Genomic DNA, 18,186 nt, shown 5'->3' with positions numbered 1-18,186 from the left:
TGGGCTTGCAGACGATATGGCGCCACGCTCAAAGAGTGATCTTTCAGATTCCCGCCACGCTCAGAAATCATGGCAAGCCAGCAATAATATTGCTTGATAAGAAAAATTAAAAATCAACTCTTGTTGCATCAATCGTAACAGGATTTTTGATTTTTGCTAATGATTTCACTGTGTTAAGTGAGGTCGTCCACACATGGACGCATCGCACCGCTGTTTCCCATTTAAGAGCGGCCTCAGCCGGCCACCACCAGCTTGACGGCGGCGTCGCGCAGGACCTGCGCAAACAGCGCCGACGGTGGCGCGTCGGTAAACAGCAAGTCGACCTGGGCCAGGTCGGCCAGGCGCACGAGGGCCTTGCGGCCGAACTTGTGCTGGTCGGCTACCAGCCACACTTCACGCGATTGCTCGATGATGGCTTGCGCCACCTTCACTTCGCGCGCATCGAAGTCGCGCAGGCTGCCGTCTTCGTCGATGCTGGAAATGCCGATGATGCCGATATCGACCTTGAACTGGCGGATAAAGTCGATGGTGGCTTCGCCGACGATGCCACGGTCGCGCCCGCGCACCACGCCACCGGCGACGATCACTTCACAGCCCGGATTGTCGGACAGGATGGCCGCCACGTTGAGGTTGTTGGTCACCACGTGCAAGCCCGTGTGCTGGCCCAGCGCGCGCGCCACTTCCTCGGTGGTGGTGCCGATATTGATCAAGAGGGAACAGCCATGTGGTACTTGCAGCGCGACGGCGGCGGCGATGCGGCGCTTGGCTTCGCTGTTGAGCACCTGGCGCTGGCTGTAATCGATATTTTCCACCGACGAGGGCAGGCCGACACCGCCATGGTAGCGCGCCAGCAGCTTTGCCTCTTCCATCTGCTTGACGTCGCGGCGCACGGTTTGCGGCGTCACTTTCAGTTGCTGGGCCAGCTCTTCGACCGACACGGTCAGGTGCTGGCGCACGGCGTCGAGCAGGCTGCGCTGGCGGGGATTGAGGATCATGATGCATGCTTTCTTTAAAAACGAACAGAAACGAACAGGTAGTGATGAAAATATGTTGCCATGAGTTCGTATTCTGGCGTAATCTTATTCATCTGGCATAGGAATTATATCTTTATTGATCGTAACGGCAGGGAGTTTTGATGGTGGCAGCACAGGCAAACACGATGATGGAATACGATCTGCTGGTAGTTGGCGGCGGCATCAATGGTGCCGGGATCGCGCGCGATGCGGCAGGGCGTGGCCTGTCGGTGGTGCTGTGCGAAAAAGATGACCTGGCGTCGCACACCTCGTCCGCTTCGACCAAGCTGATACACGGTGGCCTGCGCTACCTCGAATATTATGAATTCGGCCTGGTACGCAAGGCGCTGATCGAGCGCGAAGTACTGCTGCGCTCGGCGCCTCATATCATGTGGCCGCTGCGCTTCGTGATGCCGCATGCCGAAGGACAGCGGCCGGCCTGGCTGATCCGCGCCGGCCTGTTTCTGTACGATATGCTGGCAAGGCGCGAACTGCTGCCGGCCTCAAGCAGCATTACCCTGAGCCGCCATCCGGCTGGCCAACCCCTGAAACCGCAGTTCAAGCGCGGCTTTGTGTACTCCGACGGCTGGGTCGACGATGCCCGCCTGGTGCTGCTCAATGCCCTCGATGCGAAAGAAAAGGGCGCCACGGTACTGACGCACACGTGCTGCACCGGCCTTGTTCGCGAAGCCGATCATTGGCTGGCCAAGCTGCAGCGCAGCGACGGCAGAGCGCTGCAGGTGCGTGCGCGCAGCGTGGTCAACGCCACAGGCCCTTGGACGGCCGACTTCCTGAAGCAGGCGGCGCCCGCTGCGCAAGGCCGCAATTTGCGCCTGATCAAGGGCAGCCATATCGTCGTCAAGCGCTTGTTCGAGCATGATCACGCGTATATCTTCCAGCACCCGGACGGGCGCATCGTGTTTGCGATTCCGTACGAGAACGATTTCACCCTGATCGGTACCACCGACCTCGATTACCAGGGCGACAGCGGAAAAGTTGCGATTGATGAGGCGGAAATTAGTTACTTATGTGAACTTTCCAGCTACTATTTCAGTAAGCCCATCGTGCCTGCCGACGTGGTCTGGACCTATTCCGGCGTGCGGCCGCTGGTCGAAGATGCATCGGCGCAAGCAAAGGCTGTGACGCGCGATTACCGTTTCGAGCTGGACCGCGAAGGCGCGCCGCTGCTGAGCATTTTCGGCGGCAAGATCACCACCTTCCGCAAGCTGGCTGAAGAGGCGGTTGACCTGCTGGCGCCCCTGCTGAAAAACCAGCAGGGGCCATGGACGGCGCAAGCCTGCCTGCCCGGTGGCGACGTGTTCGGCAAGGCGCCCGACAACCGCGCGGTGCGCGAGTTCGGCGCCTTTGTCAATGGCTTGCAGCGGCAGTATGGCTGGCTGCCGGCCACGCTGGTGGCGCGTTACGCGCGCGCCTATGGCACGCGCATTCATGTGCTGCTGGACGGGCGCGGCAGTGTGGCGCAGATGGGCGAGGAAGTGGCCAGCGGTTTGTATGTGGCCGAGATCGATTATTTGCGGCGCCATGAATGGGCCGCGAGTGCCGCCGATATCCTGTGGCGGCGCTCCAAGCTGGGCTTGCATTTGCCGGCCGGCACGGAACAGTTGCTCGATGCCTGGCTGGAGACGCATCCCATGCAGACGTAGTTAGCAGCAAGCAGCAAACGACCATGCCCCGACAGAGGGCGCGGCGAACTATACTGGAGGAGACGACGTGCAACTTGACTTGAGCGAGATCAGCAAGCAGCAGGGTGCTGACACTTATCTGTATCCGATGTCGCTGGCGCTGGTGCCGGGCGCCATCAACGTGCTGCTGGGCACCACGCGTGCCGGCAAGACCACTTTGATGCGCGTGATGGCGGGGCTGGACAAGCCCACCTCCGGCAAGGTGGTGGCCGATGGCATCGACGTGACCGGCGTGCCCGTCAGCCGGCGCAACCTGGCCATGGTCTACCAGCAATTCATCAACTATCCCGCTTTTTCCGTCTACGACAATATGGCCTCGCCCTTGCGCCTGCGCAAGGAACCGGAAGCGCAGATCCGCAGCAAGGTGCTGGCACTGGCCGAACGGCTGCATATCACGCCCTACCTGGAGCGCCGGCCCGGCGAATTGTCCGGTGGCCAGCAGCAGCGCACGGCACTGGGGCGCGCGCTGATCAAGGATGCGTCCCTGCTGCTGCTCGATGAGCCGCTGGTCAACCTCGACTATAAATTGCGCGAGGAATTGCGGCGCGAACTGACGGAACTGTTTTCCAGCGGCAGCACTACCGTGGTCTACGCCACCACCGAGCCACTTGAAGCGCTGCAACTGGGTGGCCATGTGGCGGTGCTGCACGAAGGCCGGCTGTTGCAGCAGGGCCGCACGCTCGACGTCTTCAATGCCCCCAACAGTATCGCCGTGGCGCGCACTTTCAGCGATCCACCGATCAACCTGATCGAGGCCCAGCTCGATGCGCACGGCGTGGCGCAGGCCGCCGATGGCCTGGCGATTGCATTGAGTCCACAGCAACTGGCGGCGCTGGCCGGCCAGCGGCACATCACCCTCGGTGTGCGGGCCCACAGTCTGCACCTGGCGCCGCAGTCAGGCACCGACCTGGCGATCGCGGCGCAGGTGGACCTGGCTGAAATCAGCGGCTCGGAAACCTATGTGCACGCGCGGCGCGGCGCCCTGGCGCTGGTGGCGCAACTGGGCGGCGTGCACAACCTGGACATCGGCAGCGCCTGCACCATGTATTGCCAGCCGCAATCGCTGCTGATCTTCGGCGCCGATGGCGCCCTGTTGTTTGCGCCACAAGGAGGTGCTTGAGATGGCGCGCATCGAACTCGTGGACCTGGCGCATGCCTACAAACCGCATCTAGCCGTGCCGACCGACTACGCGCTGCGGCCGATGAGCATGAGCTGGCAGGATGGCGGCGCGTATGCCTTGCTGGGGCCGTCCGGCTGCGGCAAAACGACGCTGCTTAATATTATTTCCGGCCTGGTGAAACCCTCGCACGGCAAGGTGCTGTTCGACGGCAAGGACGTGACCCAGTTGCCGACCGAAGCGCGCAATATCGCGCAAGTGTTCCAGTTTCCCGTCATCTACGACACCATGACCGTGCACGACAACCTGGCTTTTCCGCTGCGCAATCGCGGCTGGAAAGAAGCCGAGGTCCGGAAGCGCGTGCAGCAGGTGGCGCAGATGCTGGAATTGTCCGGTGACCTGAAAATGCGCGCCAGCGGTTTGTCGGTAGACGCCAAGCAAAAGATCTCGCTGGGGCGCGGCCTGGTGCGCCCCGATGTGGCGGCGGTGCTGTTCGACGAACCGCTGACGGTGATCGATCCGCACCTGAAGTGGTTATTGCGCCGAAAACTCAAGGAAATCCATCACGAGCTGAAACTCTCGCTGATTTACGTCACCCACGACCAGGTCGAAGCGCTGACCTTTGCCGACCAGGTGGTGGTGATGACGCAGGGCGAAGTGGTGCAGACGGGCAGTGCGCAGGCGCTGTTTGAGGCGCCCGAGCATACCTTTGTCGGCTACTTTATCGGCAACCCGGGCATGAACTTGCTTGAATGCACGGTGGAAGATGGCCAGGCGCGGGTGGCGGGACAACTCCTGATGCTGTCCGCGCCGGCACGCGCAGCGCTTTCTGGCGCGCAGGGCCAGATCACGCTGGGCGTGCGGCCCGAGTTTGTCGAGTGCTTGGCAGACCTGCCTGGCGACGATACTGTGGCCGCTACCGTGCTGGCGGTGCGCAATATGGGCACGCACTACCTGGCCGAGTTCCGGCTGGGCGGCGTGACGGTGGCGGCCAAATTGCGCGCCATCACTGCCGTCGCTGGTGACTCCGTGCGCTTGCGCTTTCCGCCTGAACGCACTTTGTACTACCTCAACGACAAACGGGTGGCCTGATGAAAACCGATAACAACCGTGCCTGGTTTTTGATTTTGCCCGTGCTGCTGTGCGTGGCGTTTTCCGCGATTTTGCCGTTGATGACGGTGGTAAATTATTCTGTGCAGGATATTTTGAGTCCGACGCAAAAAGTGTTTGTCGGTACCGAATGGTTTCGCATGGTGATGCTCGATGGCGATCTGCACAGCGCCTTGCTGCGCCAGCTGCTGTTCTCGGCTTCCGTGCTGGCGATCCAGATTCCGTTGGGCATCTTGATCGCCCTGTGCATGCCGGCCGACGGCTGGAAGGCGTCCCTCGCCCTGGTATTGATCGCGCTGCCCTTGCTGATACCCTGGAACGTGGTCGGCACCATCTGGCAGATCTTCGGCCGCGGCGATATCGGGCTGATGGGCTACACCCTCAACTCGCTGGGCATCAACTATAACTACAACGGCAATTCGCTGGACGCGTGGCTGACGGTGATGGTGATGGATATCTGGCACTGGACACCGCTGGTGGCCCTGCTGTGCTATGCGGGCTTGCGCGCGATTCCCGATGCGTACTACCAGGCGGCGCGCATCGACGGTGCCTCGCGCCTGGCCGTGTTCCGTTATATCCAGTTGCCGAAATTGCGCAATGTGCTGATGATCGCGGTGCTGCTGCGCTTTATGGACAGCTTCATGATCTATACCGAGCCGTTCGTGCTGACCGGCGGCGGGCCCGGCAACGCCACCACCTTTTTGTCGCAATACCTGACGCAGAAAGCCGTCGGCCAGTTCGACCTGGGACCGGCTTCGGCCTTCTCGCTGATTTACTTCCTGATCATCCTGCTGTTCTGTTTCGTGCTGTACACCTGGATGCAACGTGTCGGCACGGGAGACCAGAAATGATGCACCATAAACTCAAGAACCTGGTATTGATCGCTTTCCTGCTCGCCTCCATGTTGCCGATCTACTGGATGCTGAACATGTCGTTCAAGACCAACGAGGAAATCGTCGGCGTGCTGAGCCTGTGGCCGCAGCAACTGACGTTTGCCAACTACCACACCATCTTTACCGACCCGTCCTGGTACAGCGGCTATATCAACTCGATGATCTATGTGGCGCTGAACATGGTGCTGTCGGTCACCGTCGCCTTGCCGGCCGCGTATGCCTTCTCGCGCTACAACTTTGTCGGCGACAAGCACCTGTTCTTCTGGCTGCTGACCAACCGCATGACGCCGCCCGCCGTGTTCCTGGTGCCGTTCTTCCAGCTGTATTCCACCGTTGGCCTGATGGATACCCACCTGGCCGTGGCGCTGGCGCACATGGTGTTCAACGTGCCGCTGGCCGTGTGGATACTGGAAGGCTTCATGTCGGGCGTACCGAAGGAAATCGACGAGACGGCGTATATCGACGGCTACAGCTTTCCCCGCTTCTTCGTGCAGATTTTCCTGCCGATGATCAAGTCTGGCGTGGGCGTGACGGCCTTTTTCTGCTTTATGTTCAGCTGGGTCGAACTGTTGCTGGCGCGCACTTTAACGTCAGTCAATGCCAAGCCGATTGCCGCCACCATGACGCGCACGGTGTCGGCCGCCGGCATGGACTGGGGCGTGCTGGCGGCGGCGGGCGTGCTTACCATCGTGCCCGGGGCGCTGGTGATCTGGTTCGTGCGGCATTACATCGCCAAGGGTTTTGCCATGGGGAGGGTGTGAGATGGAAGCGAATGTAGACAGCACAGCCAGCCTGTTCGGCTGGATGGCGTGGACGCCGGAAGTGGCCGTGTTCTTTATCTGCATAGGCTTGATGCTGGCCGGCATGACGATCTGGCAGATCCGCTCGCCCAGCATCGCACGCAAGGGTTTTTTGCCGATGCCGACCACGCGCGGCGACCGCCTGTTCGTCGGCTTGCTGGCGGCCGCGTATGTCAACCTGGCCTGGGCCGGTTTTACCGAATTTCAACAAACCATAGGAGCGGCGATCAGTTTTGTACTGTTGTTGGTAGTGATGCGTTGGGGATGAGGTCGTAGAAGTAGTCGTAGATGCGGACACCGGCTGGTGCTACCGGCCGGATGACAACTATAAAGGAGAATCACGATGAAATTGCAGTTCACGGTAGTGGCGGCGGCAGCCGCACTGTTGATGTCGGGCGCGGCCCTGGCCGACGTCAAGCAGGCGCAAACCTGGATCGACAAGGAGTTCCAGCCTTCCAGCCTCAGCAAACAGCAGCAGCTCGATGAAATGAAATGGTTTATCGACGCCGCCGCCAAGCTGAAAGCCAAGGGTGTCAAGGAAATTTCCGTGGTGTCGGAAACCATCGACACCCACGTCTACGAATCGAAAACCCTGGCCAAGGCCTTCGAGGAAATCACCGGCATCAAGGTACGCCACGACATTATCCAGGAAGGCGACGTGGTGGAAAAGCTGCAGACCTCCATGCAGTCGGGCAAGAGCATCTATGACGGCTGGATCTCGGACTCCGACCTGATCGGTACCCACTACCGCTACGGCGCGGTCGAGCCGCTGTCCGACTATATGGCGGCCAAGGGCAAGGAATTCACCAACCCCGGCCTGGACCTGAAGGATTTTATCGGCATCAGCTTTACCACCGCGCCGGACGGCAAGGTGTATCAGCTGCCCGACCAGCAGTTCGCCAATCTGTACTGGTTCCGCGCCGACTGGTTCGCGCGCAAGGACCTGCAGGCCAAGTTCAAGGCCAAGTATGGCTATGAACTGGGCGTGCCGCAAAACTGGTCCGCCTATGAAGACATCGCCGACTTCTTTACCAACGACGTGAAAGAAATCGACGGCAAGAAGGTGTATGGCCACATGGATTACGGCAAGAAAGATCCGTCGCTGGGCTGGCGCTTTACCGATGCCTGGCTGTCGATGGCTGGCGCGGCCGACAAGGGCATTCCGAACGGCATGCCGATCGATGAGTGGGGCATCAAGGTGGCGGCCGACAAGTGCACGCCGGTGGGCGCCTCGATGTCGCGCGGTGGCGCCACCAATTCGCCGGCAGCCGTATTTGCGCTGACCAAATATATCGACTGGATGAAGAAATACGCGCCGCCACAGGCGAACGGCATGAACTTCTCCGAGTCCGGTCCGGTGCCGGCACAGGGTGAGATTGCCCAGCAGATTTTCTGGTACACGGCCTTTACGGCCGGCATGGTGAAACCGGGCCTGCCGGTGGTGAACAAGGACGGCACGCCGAAATGGCGCATGGCGCCGTCGCCGCATGGCCCGTACTGGAAAGATGGCATGCAGAACGGCTACCAGGACGTCGGTTCCTGGTTCCTGTTCAAGTCCACGCCGGACGACCGCAAGGCCGCCGCCTGGCTGTACGCGCAGTTCGTGACGTCCAAAACCGTGTCGCTGAAGAAATCGATCGTTGGCGTGACCTTCATTCGCGACTCCGATATCCGCCACGAGTATTTCACCAAGCACGCCAATGAATACGGCGGCCTGATCGAGTTCTACCGCAGCCCGGCGCGCGTGGCCTGGACGCCGACCGGCAACAATGTGCCCGATTATCCGAAACTGGCGCAATTGTGGTGGAAAAACGTGGCCACCGCGATCACCGGCGAAAAATCGCCGCAGGCCGCGATGGACAACCTGGCCGAGGAAATGGACCAGGTCATGTCGCGCCTGCAGCGGGCCGGCATGAAGGCCTGCGCGCCGAAACTGAACGCCAAGGGCGACCCGAACCAGTATCTGTCGGACCAGCACGCACCATGGAAAAAGCTGGCCAATGAAAAACCGAAAGGAGAGACCATCGCCTACGACAAATTGCTGCAAGCTTGGAAAGAAGGCAAGGTAAGGTAAACTGCCGCGCTGTCATGAGGGCGCGAGCACAGCACCGCTTGCGCCTGTTTTTACCGGTTTTTTTGTAGTAGCAGACAATGACTAAATACATACTCGCTTTAGACCAGGGCACCACCAGTTCGCGCGCCATCCTGTTTGACCACGCAGGCCATCTGCATGCCTGCGCCCAGGGCGAATTTCGCCAGATATTTCCGCAGCCGGGCTGGGTAGAACACGACGCAAACGAGATCTGGGACTCGCAGCTGAGCGTGCTGCGCCAGGTCATGCGCGACAGCGGCGTGGCGGCAACCGACGTGGCCGCCATCGGTGTCGCCAACCAGCGCGAAACCACCGTGCTGTGGGACCGCGCCACGGGCCAGCCGGTGGCCAATGCCATTGTCTGGCAGGACCGCCGTAACGCCAGCTTTTGCGAGCAATTGCTGGCCGAAGGCAAGGCCGAACTGATACAGCAGAAAACCGGGCTGGTGCTCGACGCGTATTTCTCCGCCACCAAGCTAAAATGGCTGCTCGACAATGTGCCCGGCGCGCGCGCACGTGCCGAACGGGGCGAACTGGCCTTCGGCACCATCGACAGCTGGCTGATCTACAAGCTCAGTGGTGCCCACCTGACCGATACCAGCAATGCCTCGCGCACCATGCTGTTCAATATTCATACCCAGCAATGGGATGCCGACCTGCTGGCGCTGCTCGATATTCCCGCCTCCTTGCTGCCGCAAGTGGTGCCGTCGAGCGGCGTGGCCGCGCATACGCATGCCGATTTGCTCGGCGTGCCGTTGCCGATCGCCGGCATCGCCGGTGACCAGCAGGCCGCTACCTTCGGCCAGGCCTGTCTGAAACCGGGCATGGCGAAAAATACCTATGGCACCGGCTGCTTTATGCTGATGAACGTGGGCAAGAAACCGCTGTCATCGAAGAACCGCTTGCTGAGCACGGTGGGCTGGCGCCTCGGCGACGGCCAGGACAGTACCGACTACCTGCTCGAAGGCAGCGCCTTTATTGCCGGCGCCGCCGTGCAATGGATGCGCGACGGCCTGGGCATTATCAAGCACTCATCCGAAGTCGAGGCGCTGGCGACCAGCGTGCCCGACACGGGCGGCCTGGTCTTCGTGCCGGCCTTTGCCGGCCTGGGCGCGCCGTACTGGGACCCGTATGCGCGCGGCACCCTGATCGGCATCACGCGCGGCACCGGCCGCGCGCATATCGCGCGCGCGGCGCTCGAGGGCGTGGCCTACCAGAACGTCGACGTGCTGTCGGCGATGCAGGATGATGCCGGCATTGCCTTGAGTGAGTTGCGCGTCGACGGCGGCGCGGCCCGCAACGACATGCTGATGCAGTTCCAGTCCGATATCCTGAATGTGCCGGTGGTGCGTCCTGAAGTGACGGAAACCACGGCGCTGGGCGCGGCCTACCTGGCGGGCCTGGCAGTCGGTTTCTGGAGTTCGCTCGATGAAATCGCCTCGCAATGGCGGGTGGCGCGTCGTTTCGAGCCGAAGATGGCCGAAGACGAGCGCTTGACGCGGCTGCACAAATGGCAGAGGGCGGTCGAGAGATCGCGCGACTGGGGCGAGTGATTACATAAGCTTGAGGGTGGACGAGTCGCGCCATCCATTGAAATACTTCGCCAGGCAGGCTGCGAACAGGGGCTGGTACGGCGCGGCCTGCGCAAACAGGGTCAGCGAGGAATGCAGCTTCACATCGTCAGGGTAGCCAAAGATCTCGCTGGCCGTACGATGCTCGACATCCATCAGCAATTGGCAGCATTCTTCCAGCCGGCCGCCCAGCAGAGGATGCGCCACATAGGCCTTTGCCTCGGCCACGCCCGACAGCGCATAGTGGCGCGCCGTTTCGCTGCGTCCCAGCCCCGCGATTTGCGGAAAGATAAACCACATCCAGTGCGAGCGCTTGTGCCCGGCTTTCAGTTCGGTGCGCACCGTCTCGTACACCGGACTTTGCGCATCGACAAAACGTTGCAAATCAAATTCCTGCGCCATTTATTTGCCTCTGACGTAATACAGCAGATACGCCACACTCTCGCGTGGTATCGAATACAGATCACGCCATTCGATATAGGGCGCGTGTGCATGGCCGCTCACCGTGATGCCTTGCCGTTCCATTGCCAACTGACAGCGCGGCACATGGAAATATTGGGTGGCCACGAAGGCCGTGCTCAAGCCGTGTGCATGCAGCCAGGCGGCGGCATTCCTCGCCGTCGCTTCGGTGGTCCAGCCCTGCTTGTCTTCGATAATCGCCGCCGCCGGCACTCCCTGGCGTTTCAGATAGCTGCCCATGGCAGCCGCTTCGTCAAAGCCTTCCTTGCCGGTGCCGCCGCTGACAAAAATACGCGGCGCTTGCCTGTCCCTGAATTGTTTCAGCGCAGTATCGAGTCGCGCCTTCAGGCGCGGGCTCGGCGTGCCGTCGGGCGCCACCGTATTGCCGGGCACCACGATCATGTCGGCCGGCGCGATGTGGTCATCGAGGCCGGCGGCGACGATGGCCGCTGACCCAAGCAGCAGGGCAGCGGGAAAAATCAGCAGGTATTTGAGCATATGGCATGATACCCGCCGGCAGGTTTTCAAGCGTGGCGCGCACGCTGGCTGGACAAGTAAATATTGTCTTTTTCCAGAGGCTGGCCCTGTTCGACTGCTTTTATCCAGGCGGCCGTGCTGGCCACGGCGGCAAAGTTCGAATGGAATACGGTGCTGTAGACGCGGTGGATCTCTTCGGCACTGGCGCTGCCTGCCGCGTTGGCGTATGGCAGGGAACCGGTAGCGTCGGCCAGGAATTCCACTGCGAGGCCATCGTGCGATGCCTGGTAGATGGTGGCCGCGTCGCAGTTGTGCGTCATGTAGCCAACAATGGTCAGCGTATCGATGTTCTTGCCAGCCAGCCACTCGCGCAAGTCGGTGCCGACAAAGGCGCTGCCCATGGTTTTATGGATGTGGTGGTCGGCCTCGATGGCGGCCACTTGCGGGTGCAACTGCCAGTTGTCGCTGCCCCTGGCAAATACGGGTGAGCCTTCGGGCGCGTCGTGCTGCACCACGATTACAGGCACGCCGGCGGCGCGGGCGGCCTGCATGGCGGCGATGATATTGGGCAGGGACACGTCGACCGGCGGATATTCGATCGGCAACTGGCCCGTGAGGTACTCGTTCTGTACGTCGATAACCAGCAGGGCGCGGCGCGGTGTGGAGGTGTCGGACATGGTGTTTCCTTTCATGGTGAACAGTGCGCTTATTGTGGGCCACGCAGCAGCGGCGTGACAGTGGCCTGAAGGCCCGTGTACGATATAATCGGGCCATGCTGACACTTCCCCGTATCCGTCCCCTTGAAGTTGCCGTGATCGCCTTCGACGGCATTACGCCGTTTCATCTGTCCGTGCCCTGCCTGGTGTTTGGCGCCCTGCTCGACGAGGCCGAGGCGCCGCTGTTCATGGTCAGGGTCTGCGCCGCCGCAGCTGCACCGCTGCCCACGGCGGCCGGTTTTGCCATCGTGCCCGAGCATGACCTGTCGCTGCTGGATATGGCCGATATCGTCGTTATGCCGTCGTGGCACGACGACTGCCGCGCCGCCCCCGATTCTCTGGTCATGGCGTTGCAGGGCGCCCACCGGCGCGGCGCGCGCATGGTGGGCCTGTGCCTGGGTGCGTTTCCTCTGGCGCAGGCGGGGCTGCTCGACGGCAAGCGCGCCGCCACCCACTGGGGCATGGCGGCCATCCTGGCGGCGCGCCATCCGCAAGTCATGGTCGAGCAGGAAATGCTGTATGTCGATGATGGCGGCGTGCTGACGTCGGCCGGCGTGGCCGCCGGGCTCGATTGCTGCTTGTATTTGCTGCGCCAGCTCGCTGGCGCCGGGCTGGCCAACAAGGTGGCGCGCCGCTTGCTGGTGGCGCCGCACCGGCAGGGTGGCCAGGCACAATTTATCGAGCGGCCGCTGCCGGTGTCAGGCAGCGAAGGGCGCTTTGCCGAGGTACTCGCTTACGTGGCATCACACTTGGGTGAGGTACACAGTATCGACGCGCTGGCGGAACGGGCTGCCATGAGCCGGCGCAACTTTACCCGGCACTTCCGCCATGCGACCGGCACCTCGTTCAAGCAATGGCTGCTGGGCCAGCGCCTGGCGCATGCGCAGGGCCTGCTGGAAAAAAGCGCCGTCGCCATCGATATCGTTGCGCAAGAGGCCGGTTTCGGCACGGCTATGTCGCTGCGCCAGCATTTCCGCGCCAGCCTGCAGACCTCGCCATCGGCCTATCGCAAGCAGTTTCGCCAGCAAGCTTCGCGTGCGCTTCAACCGGCTTGAGGCGCCTGCAGCCTGGACGGGTCGCGGCCTCCCGGCGCCAACTGCGCGCCAACGGCGATCTGGCGGGCAATGAAGGCTGCCTGATCGAAGCCGTAACGTTCCCGGAAAGACACGGTTTCCGCGCTCATCAGTTCAGCATAGGTCTGCATCAGGGTGGCAGCGCTGCGCAGCTTGCCCTGTTCCAGATAGGTATCGATGGCGGCGGCCAGTACCGGATAGTCGGCGTTTTCCTTGCTGCCGCCAAAGCTGAACGACAGCTGTTTGCAATGGCGCCAGATCGGGTCCGTCACGGCGTCAGGCATCGCTTGCTGGCGCAGCCAGTGCAGGGCTTTGAGCGGCGGGCCACCAAATGATGGTGGCGAGATGATGGCCTGGATGGCGACTTTCACCGCCTCGTCGATTCGCCCCGCACGTACATACTGGCCGTGCAGCGCTACCCGCGCGTCCGTATATTCGGGCACCATGGCCAGCGCCGCTTCCAGCAGCGCGATGGCGCCCGAACCATCCTGTTGCGCGATCAACTCCTTGGCTGCCAGGAAAGCTGCGCGTGGCGAAGCGGGATCGTCGGCCAGCGCAGGCGTGTCGACATAGCCGCCGTCCTCGTCGTCTTCTTCCGTCTGCGCGAGGGCATGCAGAAACGCCGCCAGGCTGGAAAAGTGCGGCTGGATGCGCCACTCGTCGTGCCAGGTCTCGACTACGATGGGCTCCATCGCTTCGCTGCCGATCGGCCAGTACAGGCCGAAGCTGTCGCCATTGCCAAGCGCGGCTTCTTGAAAGGGGATAAAACCGAGGGGAGGGTAGGGGCTGGTGTGGCGCCAGTGGCTGTCCAGTGTCACCAGATCAAGGTTGCCAGGTAATTGCATGGGGGGCGACAGGAAGAAAAAACCGTACTGTAGCGCAGAGGCCGGCGTCAAGGCGTACGCTTGCTTATTTCCTTGGCTCGTGGATGCGAAATTTCCTGACCACGCCGGCGCGGTCGAACATCACGGCCACTTCGCGCGTGCCTTTGTCGCCCAGCAAGGGCAGGTAGCGGCTGGCGGACGGTGCTTGCAACTGGTTCTTGTAGACCCACACTTCATAGCCCGGGTCGAAACTGACTACGGTGGCGCTGCCGAGCGCCGCGTCGAGGTCGAGGCGGGTGGTCTTGCCGACGGTAATGTTCTGGTAGATGGCGCCGTTGGCCGGCGCGCGGTTGACGGTGTATTCGCTGGCGGTGCACATGGCCATGCCGAGGCCCGCGAGGCAAGGAAACGCCAGTTTCAAGAATGGTTTCATAGCAGTAGTCCCGGTGCGCATCACTGCTTCCAATCTCAGAGGGGACGGGCGTGATGTCGCAGGCAAGTGTGCTTGCGTTTGTAACGATGTGCCACCGGATTATACAAAGGCGCATGAGGCGATGCCGATGGTAGCGCAATTTGCTACTTTTATCGGCCCTGCAGCACTTCGGTCGACACTGCCAGGGTTTCCTTGATTTCTTCCATCACCACATAGCTTTTCGATTGCGCTGCGCCTGGCAACTGCAGCAGCATGTCGCCCAGCAACTTGCGGTACTCGGCCATTTCATGGATGCGTGCCTTGATCAGGTAGTCGAAATCACCTGATACCAGGTGGCATTCCTGCACCTCGGGAATCTGCAGCACTTCGCGGCGAAATTGCTCGAAGGCCGAGGCCGACTTCTGGTTGAGGGTAATCTCGACAAAGACCAGCAATTTGGCGCCCAGCGCGGCCGGATTGACCTTGGCGTGGTAGCCCGTGATGACGCCGTCGCGCTCCATGCGCTTGACCCGTTCGATGCACGGCGTGATCGACAAACCCACCTGTTCGCCCAGGTCTTTCATCGAGATGCGTCCGTCCTGTTGCAAGATGCGCAGGATGTGCCGGTCCAGCTTGTCCAGGCCGCGTGACGACTCTTTAAGAATTCTCATGGCTTTTTATGATTATTTGCTGAATATCTCGATTTATACGTGAACATATGCTGGCCACTTACCAATATCATAGCGGTAAATCTGGCAATCTGCCCTAAAATAAATAGAGGAAACTATGCGTATCGTGATTCTGGGTAGCGGCGTTATCGGCGTCACCAGTGCTTACTATCTGGCCCGGGCAGGGCATGACGTGACCGTCATTGACCGCCAGCCAGGTCCGGCACTGGAAACCAGCTTCGCCAACGCGGGGCAAATTTCTCCCGGTTACGCTTCGCCCTGGGCGGCGCCCGGGATTCCCCTGAAAGCCGTGAAATGGATGATGCAGCGCCACGCGCCATTGTCGATCTCGCTCGACGGCAGCATGTCGCAGCTGAAATGGATGTGGCAGATGCTGCGCAACTGCACGCCGGAGGCGTATGCCGTCAACAAGGAGCGCATGGTGCGCCTGGCCGAGTACAGCCGCGACTGCTTCAAGGTCTTGCGGGCCGAGGCCGGCATCACCTATGAAGGCCGCCAGCAAGGCACGATGCAACTGTTCCGCACTGAAAAACAATATAACGATGCGGCCAAGGATATCGATGTGCTGCGCGACGCCGGCGTGCCGTTCGAGGTGTTGCAACGCGATCAGCTGTCGCGCGCCGAACCTGCCCTGGAAGCTGTCAAGGACAAATTGTTCGGTGGCCTGCGCCTGCCCAACGATGAAACCGGCGATTGCCAGTTGTTTACCACGCGCCTGGCCGACATGGCCGTCAACCTGGGCGTGCAGTTCCGCTATGGCGTGGCGATCGACGCGCTGTTGACACAAGGCGATAATATAGCTGGAGTGCAGTGCGGCGGCGAAGTAGTCGAGGCCGACGCTTATGTGGTGGCGCTCGGTTCCTATTCGACCAAATTGCTGCATCCTTTGCTGGGCATACCCGTGTATCCGCTGAAGGGCTATTCGATCACCGTGCCCATCGCCAATGCGGCCAAGGCGCCGGTGTCGACCATTCTCGACGAGACCTACAAGATCGCGGTGACGCGTTTCGACGACCGCATCCGCGTCGGCGGCATGGCCGAGATCGCCGGCTACGACCTGCGCCTCAATCCGCGCCGCCGTGAAACCCTGGAAATGGTGGTCAACGACCTGTTTCCCGGCGGCGGCAATACCAGCGAGGCCACCTTCTGGACCGGGCTGCGCCCGATGACGCCGGACGGCACGCCTATCGTCGGCCGCACGCCGCTGCGCAATCTGTACCTGAACACGGGCCACGGCACCCTGGGCTGGACCATGTCCTGCGGTTCGGCCCAGTTGCTGGCCGACCTGATGTCGTCGAAACAGCCGGCGATCCAGGCCGATGACCTGTCCGTAGGCCGCTACACCGGCGCGCAGCAGGGCGGCAAGCTGCACTACGCGGAGGCGTGACGATGAGTGTGACTGCAAGAGAGCGTAGCGGCGCCATCCTGACCATCGACCTGGACGCCGTGCGCGCCAACTACCGTCTGCTGCGCGAACAGGCCCATCCGGCTGCCTGCTCGGCAGTGGTCAAGTCCGATGCCTATGGTCTCGGCGCGGCGCAAGTTGGTGCCGCTCTGTATGAGGAAGGCTGCCGGCACTTTTTTGTCGCCCACCTGGAAGAGGGCATCAGCCTGCGGCCGCACGTGGCGCCGGACGCGGCCATTTTTGTATTGCATGGCCCGCCAATCGGCACGGAAGGCGAATTCACGCAACACGGTTTGATACCGGTGCTCAACAGCGAACCGCAGGTGGCAGGCTGGCGCGCGCATGCCGCCGCGCTCGACCACCCACTGGATGCAATCATGCAGGTCGATACGGGCATGTCGCGCATGGGCATGTCGCCGCAGGAAATCGATGGCTGGCTGGCCAACCCGCATTTTCTCGATGGCATCAAGGTGCTGTACATCATGAGCCACCTGGCCTGCGCCGACGAGCGCTATCACCCGGCCAATGCCCAGCAACTGGCGCGTTTCCTCGAGATCCGCGCGCGTCTGCCCCACTACCCGGCCAGCCTGGCCAATTCATCGGGCGTGTTTTTGTCGCCCGACTACCATTTCGAGCTGGTGCGTCCCGGTGCGGCGCTGTACGGCATCACACCGCAGTCGGGCGAACCCAATCCGCTGCAATCGGTGGTGCGTTTGCAGGGCAAGGTAATCCAGACCCGCAGCATCAATGCCGGCGACCATGTCGGCTACAGCTGCCGCTATACGGCCACCGGCCCGTGCGTGGTGGCGACCGTATCGGTCGGTTATGCCGACGGCTGGCTGCGCAGCATGAGCAACCAGGGCGTGGCGGTGATCGACGGTGTGCGCGTGCCGCAGGTGGGCGCCATTTCCATGGATTCGATCACGCTCGACGTCAGCAATATCGATGCCGGCCGGGTCGTACCAGGCCAACTGGTCGACCTGATCAGCCCGGAACATCCGGTCGATGCGGTGGCCGCCCTTGCCCACACCATCGGCTATGAAGTGCTGACCAACCTCGGCGGACGGTATTTCCGCGTGTATACAGGTCTTGCCCAAGGCTCTACCTGACCTTCTGGCGTGCAGACGCCTGCAATAATTGTATGGCAAGATAGGCCTGTCGTGATTCACTTCAGGCCTTTTTTTAACCACATCGGGGGATTTACATGAGTCAATACCAAGTTGCAATCATCGTCGGCAGCCTGCGCAAGGATTCCTTCAACCGCCAGCTCGCTGACGCCATCGTCAAGCTGGCGCCGCCTGAATTTTCATTCAAGCAAGTCGAGATAGGCGACCTGCCGCTGTACAACCAGGACGACGACGGCGCCCAGGCCCCGCAAGTATTGCGCCTGAAAACCGAGATTGCCGATGCCCAGGCCTTGCTGTTCCTGACCCCCGAATACAACCGCTCGATTCCCGGCGTGCTGAAAAACGCCATCGACCATGCATCGCGTCCTTATGGCCAGAGCGTATGGGCCGGCAAGCCTGCCGCCGTGCTGGGCGTGTCGGTCGGCGCCATCGGCACTGCGCTGGCACAGCAGCATCTGCGCAATGTGCTGGCTTACCTCGACGTGCCGGTGCTGGGCCAGCCGGAGATGTTTATCCAGGCCAAGGAAGGCCTGTTCGATGAAAACGGCAATATTGGCGAAGCCAGCCTGGGCTTTTTCCAGGGCTGGATGAAGCAGTATGTCTCGTGGGTGCAGAAGCACGCGATTCACGCGTAAGCAGCTAGCCAGACGGCTCTGGCGCGGCGGGTGACAGTTGCTGATCGCAGCGCCTAACATTATCGGTGT

General features: G+C 61.5%; 19 protein-coding genes. 12 read left to right on the top strand and 7 right to left on the bottom strand.

Features of this window, described 5'->3' with window-relative positions; all coding sequences use genetic code 11:
* Positions 1 to 233: 233 nt before the first annotated feature.
* On the bottom strand, positions 234 to 995 hold the full coding sequence (locus tag ACQ4WM_RS23065; protein ID WP_436548987.1) for a DeoR/GlpR family DNA-binding transcription regulator: 762 nt from the start codon (positions 993 to 995) through the stop codon (positions 234 to 236).
* A 167-nt stretch (positions 996 to 1,162) separates the two neighbouring features.
* Here ACQ4WM_RS23065 and glpD point away from each other — a divergent pair, with 167 nt between their 5' ends.
* The 8 genes from glpD to glpK all read left to right on the top strand — a co-directional run bounded on the left by glpD (position 1,163) and on the right by glpK (position 10,282).
* A complete protein-coding gene (gene glpD / locus ACQ4WM_RS23060) occupies positions 1,163 to 2,677 on the top strand; it encodes a glycerol-3-phosphate dehydrogenase (protein WP_436549030.1) in 1,515 nt (504 codons plus the stop codon).
* A 67-nt stretch (positions 2,678 to 2,744) separates the two neighbouring features.
* The gene (locus ACQ4WM_RS23055; protein WP_436548986.1) at positions 2,745 to 3,836 is read left to right on the top strand and encodes an ABC transporter ATP-binding protein; all 1,092 of its coding nucleotides are present in this window, start codon (positions 2,745 to 2,747) and stop codon (positions 3,834 to 3,836) included.
* A 1-nt stretch (position 3,837) separates the two neighbouring features.
* Entirely contained in the window at positions 3,838 to 4,926 is a 1,089-nt protein-coding gene (locus ACQ4WM_RS23050) for an ABC transporter ATP-binding protein (RefSeq protein ID WP_436548985.1), read from the top strand.
* Positions 4,926 to 5,795: a carbohydrate ABC transporter permease gene (locus tag ACQ4WM_RS23045; protein WP_436548984.1), complete on the top strand. Its 870-nt coding sequence runs from the start codon at positions 4,926 to 4,928 to the stop codon at positions 5,793 to 5,795. Before ACQ4WM_RS23050 ends, ACQ4WM_RS23045 begins: the two co-directional genes overlap by 1 nt.
* Positions 5,792 to 6,598 (top strand): carbohydrate ABC transporter permease, encoded by an 807-nt coding sequence (locus ACQ4WM_RS23040; RefSeq protein ID WP_436548983.1) that lies wholly within the window; start codon positions 5,792 to 5,794, stop codon positions 6,596 to 6,598. Before ACQ4WM_RS23045 ends, ACQ4WM_RS23040 begins: the two co-directional genes overlap by 4 nt.
* 1 nt (position 6,599) lies before the next feature.
* Positions 6,600 to 6,905 carry a DUF2160 domain-containing protein gene (locus tag ACQ4WM_RS23035; RefSeq protein ID WP_436548982.1) on the top strand — a complete coding sequence of 102 codons (306 nt, stop codon included), beginning with the start codon at positions 6,600 to 6,602 and terminating at the stop codon, positions 6,903 to 6,905.
* Positions 6,906 to 6,980: 75 nt separating this feature from the next.
* Entirely contained in the window at positions 6,981 to 8,711 is a 1,731-nt protein-coding gene (locus tag ACQ4WM_RS23030) for an ABC transporter substrate-binding protein (RefSeq protein ID WP_436548981.1), read from the top strand.
* A 77-nt stretch (positions 8,712 to 8,788) separates the two neighbouring features.
* Positions 8,789 to 10,282, top strand: a complete 1,494-nt coding sequence (gene glpK / locus ACQ4WM_RS23025) for a glycerol kinase GlpK (RefSeq protein WP_436548980.1) — start codon at positions 8,789 to 8,791, stop codon at positions 10,280 to 10,282.
* Here the strand turns inward: glpK and ACQ4WM_RS23020 are convergent, their stop codons facing one another.
* From ACQ4WM_RS23020 to ACQ4WM_RS23010, 3 genes are read right to left on the bottom strand one after another with little or no spacing between them, the layout of a single operon-like run.
* Complete coding sequence (locus ACQ4WM_RS23020) at positions 10,283 to 10,702, bottom strand: DUF1810 domain-containing protein (protein ID WP_436548979.1); 420 nt, start codon at positions 10,700 to 10,702, stop codon at positions 10,283 to 10,285.
* Complete coding sequence (locus ACQ4WM_RS23015) at positions 10,703 to 11,257, bottom strand: YdcF family protein (protein ID WP_436548978.1); 555 nt, start codon at positions 11,255 to 11,257, stop codon at positions 10,703 to 10,705.
* 26 nt (positions 11,258 to 11,283) lie between these two features.
* Entirely contained in the window at positions 11,284 to 11,913 is a 630-nt protein-coding gene (locus tag ACQ4WM_RS23010; protein WP_436548977.1) for a cysteine hydrolase family protein, read from the bottom strand.
* Positions 11,914 to 12,008: 95 nt separating this feature from the next.
* Here ACQ4WM_RS23010 and ACQ4WM_RS23005 point away from each other — a divergent pair, with 95 nt between their 5' ends.
* Complete coding sequence (locus ACQ4WM_RS23005) at positions 12,009 to 13,007, top strand: GlxA family transcriptional regulator (protein WP_436548976.1); 999 nt, start codon at positions 12,009 to 12,011, stop codon at positions 13,005 to 13,007.
* Here the strand turns inward: ACQ4WM_RS23005 and ACQ4WM_RS23000 are convergent.
* From ACQ4WM_RS23000 to ACQ4WM_RS22990, 3 genes are all read right to left on the bottom strand, one after another.
* A complete protein-coding gene (locus tag ACQ4WM_RS23000) occupies positions 12,995 to 13,870 on the bottom strand; it encodes a tetratricopeptide repeat protein (protein WP_436548975.1) in 876 nt (291 codons plus the stop codon). The genes ACQ4WM_RS23005 and ACQ4WM_RS23000 overlap by 13 nt on opposite strands.
* A gap of 64 nt (positions 13,871 to 13,934) precedes the next feature.
* Positions 13,935 to 14,282, bottom strand: coding sequence for a hypothetical protein (locus tag ACQ4WM_RS22995; protein ID WP_436548974.1), 348 nt, complete (start codon positions 14,280 to 14,282; stop codon positions 13,935 to 13,937).
* 149 nt (positions 14,283 to 14,431) lie between these two features.
* The gene (locus ACQ4WM_RS22990; RefSeq protein WP_065308736.1) at positions 14,432 to 14,932 is read right to left on the bottom strand and encodes an Lrp/AsnC ligand binding domain-containing protein; all 501 of its coding nucleotides are present in this window, start codon (positions 14,930 to 14,932) and stop codon (positions 14,432 to 14,434) included.
* 115 nt (positions 14,933 to 15,047) lie between these two features.
* Here ACQ4WM_RS22990 and ACQ4WM_RS22985 point away from each other — a divergent pair, with 115 nt between their 5' ends.
* The 3 genes from ACQ4WM_RS22985 to ACQ4WM_RS22975 all read left to right on the top strand — a co-directional run bounded on the left by ACQ4WM_RS22985 (position 15,048) and on the right by ACQ4WM_RS22975 (position 18,117).
* Positions 15,048 to 16,337, top strand: a complete 1,290-nt coding sequence (locus ACQ4WM_RS22985; RefSeq protein ID WP_436548973.1) for a D-amino acid dehydrogenase — start codon at positions 15,048 to 15,050, stop codon at positions 16,335 to 16,337.
* A 2-nt stretch (positions 16,338 to 16,339) separates the two neighbouring features.
* Complete coding sequence (alr, locus tag ACQ4WM_RS22980; protein WP_436548972.1) at positions 16,340 to 17,464, top strand: alanine racemase; 1,125 nt, start codon at positions 16,340 to 16,342, stop codon at positions 17,462 to 17,464.
* Positions 17,465 to 17,559: 95 nt separating this feature from the next.
* Complete coding sequence (locus ACQ4WM_RS22975; RefSeq protein ID WP_436548971.1) at positions 17,560 to 18,117, top strand: NADPH-dependent FMN reductase; 558 nt, start codon at positions 17,560 to 17,562, stop codon at positions 18,115 to 18,117.
* Positions 18,118 to 18,186: the final 69 nt, after the last annotated feature.

This window comes from Janthinobacterium longum (assembly GCF_051380735.1).
Lineage (GTDB): Bacteria > Pseudomonadota > Gammaproteobacteria > Burkholderiales > Burkholderiaceae_D > Janthinobacterium.
This window is presented reverse-complemented; position numbering and strand designations above follow the sequence as displayed.

Excerpts from the sequence above, each read along its gene's own strand:
- ACQ4WM_RS23045 (WP_436548984.1), top strand. The coding sequence starts at position 4,926 with ATGAAAACCGATAACAACCGTGCCTGGTTTTTGATTTTGCCCGTGCTG.
- alr (WP_436548972.1), top strand. The coding sequence starts at position 16,340 with ATGAGTGTGACTGCAAGAGAGCGTAGCGGCGCCATCCTGACCATCGAC.
- ACQ4WM_RS23020 (WP_436548979.1), bottom strand. The coding sequence starts at position 10,702 with ATGGCGCAGGAATTTGATTTGCAACGTTTTGTCGATGCGCAAAGTCCG.
- ACQ4WM_RS23030 (WP_436548981.1), top strand. The coding sequence starts at position 6,981 with ATGAAATTGCAGTTCACGGTAGTGGCGGCGGCAGCCGCACTGTTGATG.
- ACQ4WM_RS22975 (WP_436548971.1), top strand. The coding sequence starts at position 17,560 with ATGAGTCAATACCAAGTTGCAATCATCGTCGGCAGCCTGCGCAAGGAT.
- ACQ4WM_RS22985 (WP_436548973.1), top strand. The coding sequence starts at position 15,048 with ATGCGTATCGTGATTCTGGGTAGCGGCGTTATCGGCGTCACCAGTGCT.
- ACQ4WM_RS23015 (WP_436548978.1), bottom strand. The coding sequence starts at position 11,257 with ATGCTCAAATACCTGCTGATTTTTCCCGCTGCCCTGCTGCTTGGGTCA.
- glpD (WP_436549030.1), top strand. The coding sequence starts at position 1,163 with ATGGAATACGATCTGCTGGTAGTTGGCGGCGGCATCAATGGTGCCGGG.
- ACQ4WM_RS23010 (WP_436548977.1), bottom strand. The coding sequence starts at position 11,913 with ATGTCCGACACCTCCACACCGCGCCGCGCCCTGCTGGTTATCGACGTA.
- glpK (WP_436548980.1), top strand. The coding sequence starts at position 8,789 with ATGACTAAATACATACTCGCTTTAGACCAGGGCACCACCAGTTCGCGC.
- ACQ4WM_RS23000 (WP_436548975.1), bottom strand. The coding sequence starts at position 13,870 with ATGCAATTACCTGGCAACCTTGATCTGGTGACACTGGACAGCCACTGG.
- ACQ4WM_RS23035 (WP_436548982.1), top strand. The coding sequence starts at position 6,600 with ATGGAAGCGAATGTAGACAGCACAGCCAGCCTGTTCGGCTGGATGGCG.
- ACQ4WM_RS23005 (WP_436548976.1), top strand. The coding sequence starts at position 12,009 with ATGCTGACACTTCCCCGTATCCGTCCCCTTGAAGTTGCCGTGATCGCC.
- ACQ4WM_RS23065 (WP_436548987.1), bottom strand. The coding sequence starts at position 995 with ATGATCCTCAATCCCCGCCAGCGCAGCCTGCTCGACGCCGTGCGCCAG.
- ACQ4WM_RS23040 (WP_436548983.1), top strand. The coding sequence starts at position 5,792 with ATGATGCACCATAAACTCAAGAACCTGGTATTGATCGCTTTCCTGCTC.
- ACQ4WM_RS23050 (WP_436548985.1), top strand. The coding sequence starts at position 3,838 with ATGGCGCGCATCGAACTCGTGGACCTGGCGCATGCCTACAAACCGCAT.
- ACQ4WM_RS22995 (WP_436548974.1), bottom strand. The coding sequence starts at position 14,282 with ATGAAACCATTCTTGAAACTGGCGTTTCCTTGCCTCGCGGGCCTCGGC.
- ACQ4WM_RS22990 (WP_065308736.1), bottom strand. The coding sequence starts at position 14,932 with ATGAGAATTCTTAAAGAGTCGTCACGCGGCCTGGACAAGCTGGACCGG.